The sequence below is a fragment of the Youngiibacter fragilis 232.1 genome (genome assembly GCF_000495435.3).
GTDB lineage: Bacteria > Bacillota > Clostridia > Clostridiales > Clostridiaceae > Youngiibacter > Youngiibacter fragilis.
In genome coordinates, this window is the sequence record NZ_AXUN02000192.1 from 1 (window position 1) to 5,860 (window position 5,860).

The window sequence follows — 5,860 nt, forward strand, 5'->3', positions numbered from 1 at the left end:
ACAGTCAGCCAGGAATCGAGCACGTGGTTATCGGAGCGTTAGAAATTTCATAACCATGATCTATTTGCTTGCTGGCAAATTGGAACTGAAGCCTAGAGTAAATCCAACTATATAACCCACTTAAAACAGCGAAGCGCCATTTTTCAACTGCTTGTTTCCCTGGCTTCAGAACCAGAGAACTGCGAATATGCAGAGAATGACAAGGGCTATAGCGTTGAACAAGCTGAATTTCTTCAGGTATTCAAGCGGCCTGGCATCCTCCGACCTGGAATAGAGCTTATATGAGATAAGGCTTGCAAGGGATGCCACCAGAGTTCCCAGTCCGCCTATGTTTGTGCCTGTGATAAGCATCCTGTAGTTTTCAGTGAATGATGAAAGCATTATGGCTGCAGGAACATTTGAAATGACCTGCGACAGGACCACAGAGGAGAAAAGCTCCCTCCCCCTGATAAGTGAAGCCATTCTTTCTTAACACTCCACCGCAGGTTACTGCAATTAGCTGTAACCGCTGAAGCATTACGATATGGTCCACGAATCCAAATACCGAAAGCAGACACACTATAAAGAGAATAATGTAAAAGCAATCCTGCCCTGTCATCAAGTATCCTCATGCCTGTAAGTTCAAATGATACGGTGTCATTGCCTGAAACCATAGTCAATCCAGTCACCAGAATGAAGCTTACCATGACAAGTGGTATTGTTATGCTGAAGAATTCTCCGGCAGGCACTCCGAACCTTGAGTAGAGGTAAAGGTTCTGAGGATTACCAATCGGGGGTGAGCATGGTCACCACAGATATAAGGTTCCCCTTCCCTGCTCTTCTCAGGACTTCAATCGCCAGCGGTACGAAGGTAATGAGGGCAATGTCATTCGTTATAAGCATAGATGAGACGAATGCAAGCATGACAAGAGCCAGTGACATGCTCCTCACACTTCCGGTCCATTTCAGGAGAGTGCCAGCTACAACCTCAAAGACACCCATCTCCCTTATGGCAGCTATTACAGCCATCAGCGAGAACAGTACCGCAAGGACCTTGAAGTCAATGTATGAGAAATACTCCGCTGACGGTAGTATCACAAAACCTGTTGCTAAAGCAATAACCCATGACACCACAAGGACGGTGTCCTTTTTTAGTATTCTTATGATCTTGTCCATAGTTCACGATCCGTTACTGCCGAACTTAAGCCCGCGTAACGGGCACATTATGCAGTCGCCCTTTACCTTCCTCCGCTGAGTACAGCGCTCCTGTGCGAGCATTTGTCCTCGACGCAGGCTGCATTGCCCTTTCCGTCCCTGAAGAATGCCAATTCCAGCCCCATCCTCCCTGCAGCAAGTATCTTTCCTGATTTGACGGCTTTGGATGGCAGAACTGCGTACCATTGGTTCCAGATCATTCAGAACATCTCCATTTCCCTAAAAATCGTTAACATATCTATACATTATACTAAAACTATCAGTTTGGCAAACCTCCTTGTTGCAGGAATCGAACCTCTGTAGCTGGACCTTGACATGGACACCTCCAGAAATATAATGCAATGGATATATTGTCATGTTTTTGCATATACATGAATTGATTGCCTTTAGCATTTGGGAGTGTTGAGATTCAGTTCCTGGATTTTCACGTTGTTATTGAACCGTATCTCCTAATGTGCTATAATTTCAAAAATGCAGCGGTGAACTGTTTGCCAAAACTGTTCAGGCATTTTAATACATCGTTCCGGAGGCTGTTCATGACAAAAGGGCAAATTGAGTCGAAGATAAGCGAAGCGATAAGCAGGTTTGAGATTGAGCAGATGGGAAGAGGCCCTGAGAAGATCAGGACCACGATAATGCAGGACCTGATCCTCATAAGGCTTCAGGGCTTCCTGAGCAATTCAGAGAAGAACCTGGCACAGAACAGGGAAGGCATTGACCTCATCAAGAAAGTCAGGACCGCCTTGTTCGAGAATGCACGGGAAAGCCTGGAGGCAGCAGTAAGGTCAGTGATCGATGTCAATGTGATAAGCACATATTCTGATGTCAGTACAAAGACTGGCGAGAAGATAATAGTCATTATCGCGGACAGTGACATTGAAGAGAAACTCACAAGATAATATTTGGAAGACAAATCGGAGGGCATCTGCCAGTCGTAAGTAAGCCAATGGAAAATCCAGAAATGGACTTTTTCCGTTGGCTTTTTTGTTAAGCCGGATCCAGTCACCATATGGTGCAACCAATGAGCAGGAGTGTTGAAATTGACAAGTACAGCAAAAGAAAAAAATATCAAGGATCAGGGAAACAGGTGGATATTCCTTGTTTTTGGAATCCTCATCATGATGTGCCTTGGGACCGTCTATTCTTACAGTGTGCTAAGGGTCTCGATTGAGAGACAGTATGGCATCGGATCGATGCTCGGTGGCCTGCCATACATGACGTCCCTGGCCTTCTATGCCATATTCATGTTCCTCACCGGAAGGTACCTTGAGAGGTTCGACCCGAGACTTGTGCTTATAGCAGGCGGGCTTCTGGTAGCTCTTGGCTGGATGCTGTCAGCCTATGCCCCTACCATCTATGTCCTCACATTTACCTACGGAGTCATGAGCGGAGCAGGTGTAGGGATCGCCTATGGGGTTCCGATGACTGCAATATCAAAATGGTTCCCAGAAAAGAAGGGTCTTTTCGTAGGGCTGGTACTGATCGGCTTCGGCCTTTCACCTGTAGTCACAGCACCACTCATAAGGCAGCTGGTCGATGCCTTCGGACTTCAATACACCTTCCTCGCGATAGGCGTTTCCTTCGGAGTACTGATCCCGCTTCTCTCGCTGCCCTTCCGATACCCCAAAATGTCAGCTGGTTTTTTGGAAGGTACGAAATCAGCTTCATTGCCCGGCCTGGAAACAAGGGATATGGTCAGGTCAAAGGGCTTCAGGGCGCTATATCTGAACTTTGTCATCGGATCCATGATAGGGCTCATGATGGTGGGGCTAACGACATCCGCAGGTACTGCAATGATCGGGCTTGCTTCCACGGAGGTTACCGGCCTTATGGTACTCTTCGCCTTATTCAACGGTGCAGGACGACCGGTATTCGGCCTGATAACCGACAGGTTCTCGTCAGGCAGGGCTATGCTTCTATCTTACCTGCTGATTCTTGCTGCATCTATTCTCATGCTCACAGCAGGTGAAGGCGACAGCCTTAAGTATGGAGTCTCCTTCTCCATATTCTGGTTCAATCTGGGCGGCTGGCTGGCCATAGCTCCCACATCGACCTCAGCCATGTTCGGTTCCAGAAGCTACAGCAGGAACTATGGAGTTGTGTTCACAGCATACGGCATAGGCGCGATTGCGGGAGTTCTGGCATCAGGCCTGCTTCTGGATGTATTTGGAAGCATGGCTAACGTATTCTTCTTTGTTGTGGCCCTTTGCATTCTCGGAATATTGGTAACCCTCCGGCTTTTTGGGACTGACAATAGGAAAGTGTCAGGTTCAGATATTATTCTGGAGTAAATCACCCCATACTGCGTGGATTAATGGCGCCGGACAACCTGATCCGATTCAGGATTGCCCGGCTTAATTTTGCTCCGGAACAGCCAACGATTATGCTGATTTGGTATAATGAAATCATGATAAATGCCTTATCAGAAAATCATAAGGAATTGCGGTGATGGAACATGGACAAGGAAACAGCAGAGTATATTAGTGTTGACGGAAGCGATCACCTGGATGATGCAAAGGACCTGTTCATGGAATATTCCAGGTCGATAGGTGTAAGCCTGTGCTTCCAGGGCTTTGACGAGGAGCTTGACAGCCTTCCTGGCAAGTATTCCCCGCCTAAGGGTTCACTTATGATCGCGTATGTTGGAGGAAGGGCTGCAGCCTGTGCAGCACTAAGGTATGTTTCTGATGACATTTGTGAACTGAAGAGGGTTTTTGTCAGAGATGACTTCCGGGGTTCTGGGCTCGGAAGGGAGATCGTCGAAAGGATGATTGATGAGGCGAGGACATTAGGGTACGGATACATGAGGCTTGACACCCTGCCTTCTATGGCAGCAGCAAAGAAGCTGTACTTTTCCCTTGGCTTCCATGAGATAGAGCCATACATCTTTAATCCCCACGAAGGAACAATATATATGGAGCTGAAGCTCTGAAAAGTTCACATGCCTTTGACATCCTGATTCAAATGAGCCAATGTCACCTTTATAAAGATTCATCTGGTTCTTTAACTGCATATACAAGGAGGTTTGAACCATGCAGGAAAAAAGCATCTACAGCGATATCAGCATACGGACAGTACCAAGGATGAAGGTTGCACGTTACGTCGTGATCAGTCCTGACCCAGAGGAAATGGTCATCGGGTATATGGACAGGTGGGCCGAAAAGAGCGGGGTTCTTGAGATTCCGGGTTATGTCAGGAAGATGATCGGGTGGGACTTCCCATATGTCACAAATGAGCAGAGGGAAAAGTTCGGTCTCAGGGGATATGTAGCCGCACTTGTGATTCCTGATGACTTTGAACCGAAGACAAGTGGTGCTGAGATCACATGGATCGAGGAAGATAAATATGCGACCCTTACTATCAGGGATCCTCACAGCGATTCATTCAGGAATATACCTGAAGGCTTCCAGATTCTGCTCGGGTTCGTTAACAGCGGAGAATACAAGACACTATCCTGGGAAGGCAGGATAGCCTTCGAGGAAGAGTACGACAAGGATGGAGTCCACTACATGGATATTTACATACCTGTCAAATGATTTGACTCAAGGGGGTGTGGGAATGGATAGCTGGAAAAGGAAAGCATCTGCTGCCATTGAAATATACGCTGTATTCCTGCTGCTCTTTTCCGGAGGAAGGCTTATGGCAGCGTATGGGGAATTACCTGAATCCATAGGGGACTATGGCATTTCCATCATAAGGGTCTACGCTGCGGGAAAGGGAATCCTTGTAACAGCCTATGGCATTTCAATAATCCTCTTTGCGGCACTCACTTTCTATGGAAGGGTGAGACGAAAAGAGGAATTTCATCTCTCTGCAGCAAAGCTCCTTACTGCTTCCGTACTGCCTCTCATCAATGAGAGGATTGTCAAGTCATTGATCGGTGCATCGGGTATCCATGCATATCTCGAGGGTTTCCTGGGATGGACCGCGATTTTGGTACTTGCTGCAATCCTTTCAGCAAGCATCTTCAGGATGTACTTCAGGAAAGTCTGAATATAGAAGGAAAGTCGCTGTACCGAAATGCTGCTGCGTTTTCCAGAGTAAAGGGGTCACTTATGCTAAGAACACTGATAGACTTGTTTGTCGCATTCTTCAAGGTCGGACTGCTCTCATTCGGTGGCGGATATACACTGATTCCCCTCATACAGCATCAGGTCGTAGAGGTAAACAGCTGGGCCACCCAGGATGAGTTCCTGAAGGTCCTCGGAGCCTCTCAGGCTATCCCTGGAGCAATATCGATCAAGTTCGCAACCTATATCGGCTACAAGGAGGCCGGCATTCCGGGAGTGATATCAACAATCACCGGCAGCTTCATAGTACCGGTCGCTGCCATCCTGATACTCTTCAACGGGCTGAAGGTGGCAGAGACCATCCCGGCTGCGGAAAGGTTCCTGAAAGGAATCAAGAGCGCAACCTGGGGACTCATCATAGGCTTCGGCATCCAGGCCCTGATGGGAACAAGCACGGATTTCAGGAACATAGCCATTGGCATAGGTGCACTTGTTGCGATTGCAGGCTTTGACCTGAGCCCGGCAATTGTCATGGTAATCGCCGGCATACTCGGAATGGTCCTTTACAGATGAAGATATGCTCATCCTGAATAAAGCCGTCCTCGATTCACCCTTTCCACTTCAATCGCCACAACAAATCGGGTAGGACCCCGCTG

The 5,860-nt window shown here is 47.6% G+C and carries 10 protein-coding genes; 7 read left to right on the top strand and 3 right to left on the bottom strand.

Translation table 11 applies throughout. From position 1 onward, the window contains the following. Positions 1-165: 165 nt before the first annotated feature. On the bottom strand, positions 166-462 hold the full coding sequence (locus T472_RS19960) for a transporter permease (RefSeq protein WP_023387020.1): 297 nt from the start codon (positions 460-462) through the stop codon (positions 166-168). Positions 463-609: 147 nt separating this feature from the next. Here T472_RS19960 and T472_RS20540 point away from each other — a divergent pair, with 147 nt between their 5' ends. Beyond that, a complete protein-coding gene (locus T472_RS20540; protein ID WP_023863641.1) occupies positions 610-744 on the top strand; it encodes a hypothetical protein in 135 nt (44 codons plus the stop codon). 18 nt (positions 745-762) lie between these two features. Here the strand turns inward: T472_RS20540 and T472_RS13350 are convergent, their stop codons facing one another. Both T472_RS13350 and T472_RS19400 read right to left on the bottom strand, forming a co-directional pair. Continuing rightward, a complete protein-coding gene (locus T472_RS13350) occupies positions 763-1,155 on the bottom strand; it encodes an SLC13 family permease (protein WP_023387014.1) in 393 nt (130 codons plus the stop codon). Positions 1,156-1,217: 62 nt separating this feature from the next. Next, positions 1,218-1,394: a Rieske (2Fe-2S) protein gene (locus tag T472_RS19400; protein WP_023387011.1), complete on the bottom strand. Its 177-nt coding sequence runs from the start codon at positions 1,392-1,394 to the stop codon at positions 1,218-1,220. Positions 1,395-1,730: 336 nt separating this feature from the next. On the opposite strand from T472_RS19400, the gene T472_RS13355 reads away from it, so the two are divergent. From T472_RS13355 to T472_RS13380, 6 genes are all read left to right on the top strand, one after another. Beyond that, positions 1,731-2,093, top strand: coding sequence for a Na-translocating system protein MpsC family protein (locus T472_RS13355; protein WP_023387009.1), 363 nt, complete (start codon positions 1,731-1,733; stop codon positions 2,091-2,093). 141 nt (positions 2,094-2,234) lie between these two features. Continuing rightward, on the top strand, positions 2,235-3,485 hold the full coding sequence (locus T472_RS13360; protein WP_023387006.1) for an OFA family MFS transporter: 1,251 nt from the start codon (positions 2,235-2,237) through the stop codon (positions 3,483-3,485). 164 nt (positions 3,486-3,649) lie between these two features. Further along, the gene (locus T472_RS13365) at positions 3,650-4,126 is read left to right on the top strand and encodes a GNAT family N-acetyltransferase (protein WP_023387004.1); all 477 of its coding nucleotides are present in this window, start codon (positions 3,650-3,652) and stop codon (positions 4,124-4,126) included. 100 nt (positions 4,127-4,226) lie between these two features. Further along, positions 4,227-4,730 carry a hypothetical protein gene (locus tag T472_RS13370; protein ID WP_023387002.1) on the top strand — a complete coding sequence of 168 codons (504 nt, stop codon included), beginning with the start codon at positions 4,227-4,229 and terminating at the stop codon, positions 4,728-4,730. 22 nt (positions 4,731-4,752) lie between these two features. Further along, positions 4,753-5,187: a hypothetical protein gene (locus T472_RS13375; RefSeq protein WP_023386999.1), complete on the top strand. Its 435-nt coding sequence runs from the start codon at positions 4,753-4,755 to the stop codon at positions 5,185-5,187. A 62-nt stretch (positions 5,188-5,249) separates the two neighbouring features. Next, positions 5,250-5,777, top strand: a complete 528-nt coding sequence (locus T472_RS13380; protein WP_023386997.1) for a chromate transporter — start codon at positions 5,250-5,252, stop codon at positions 5,775-5,777. Positions 5,778-5,860: the final 83 nt, after the last annotated feature.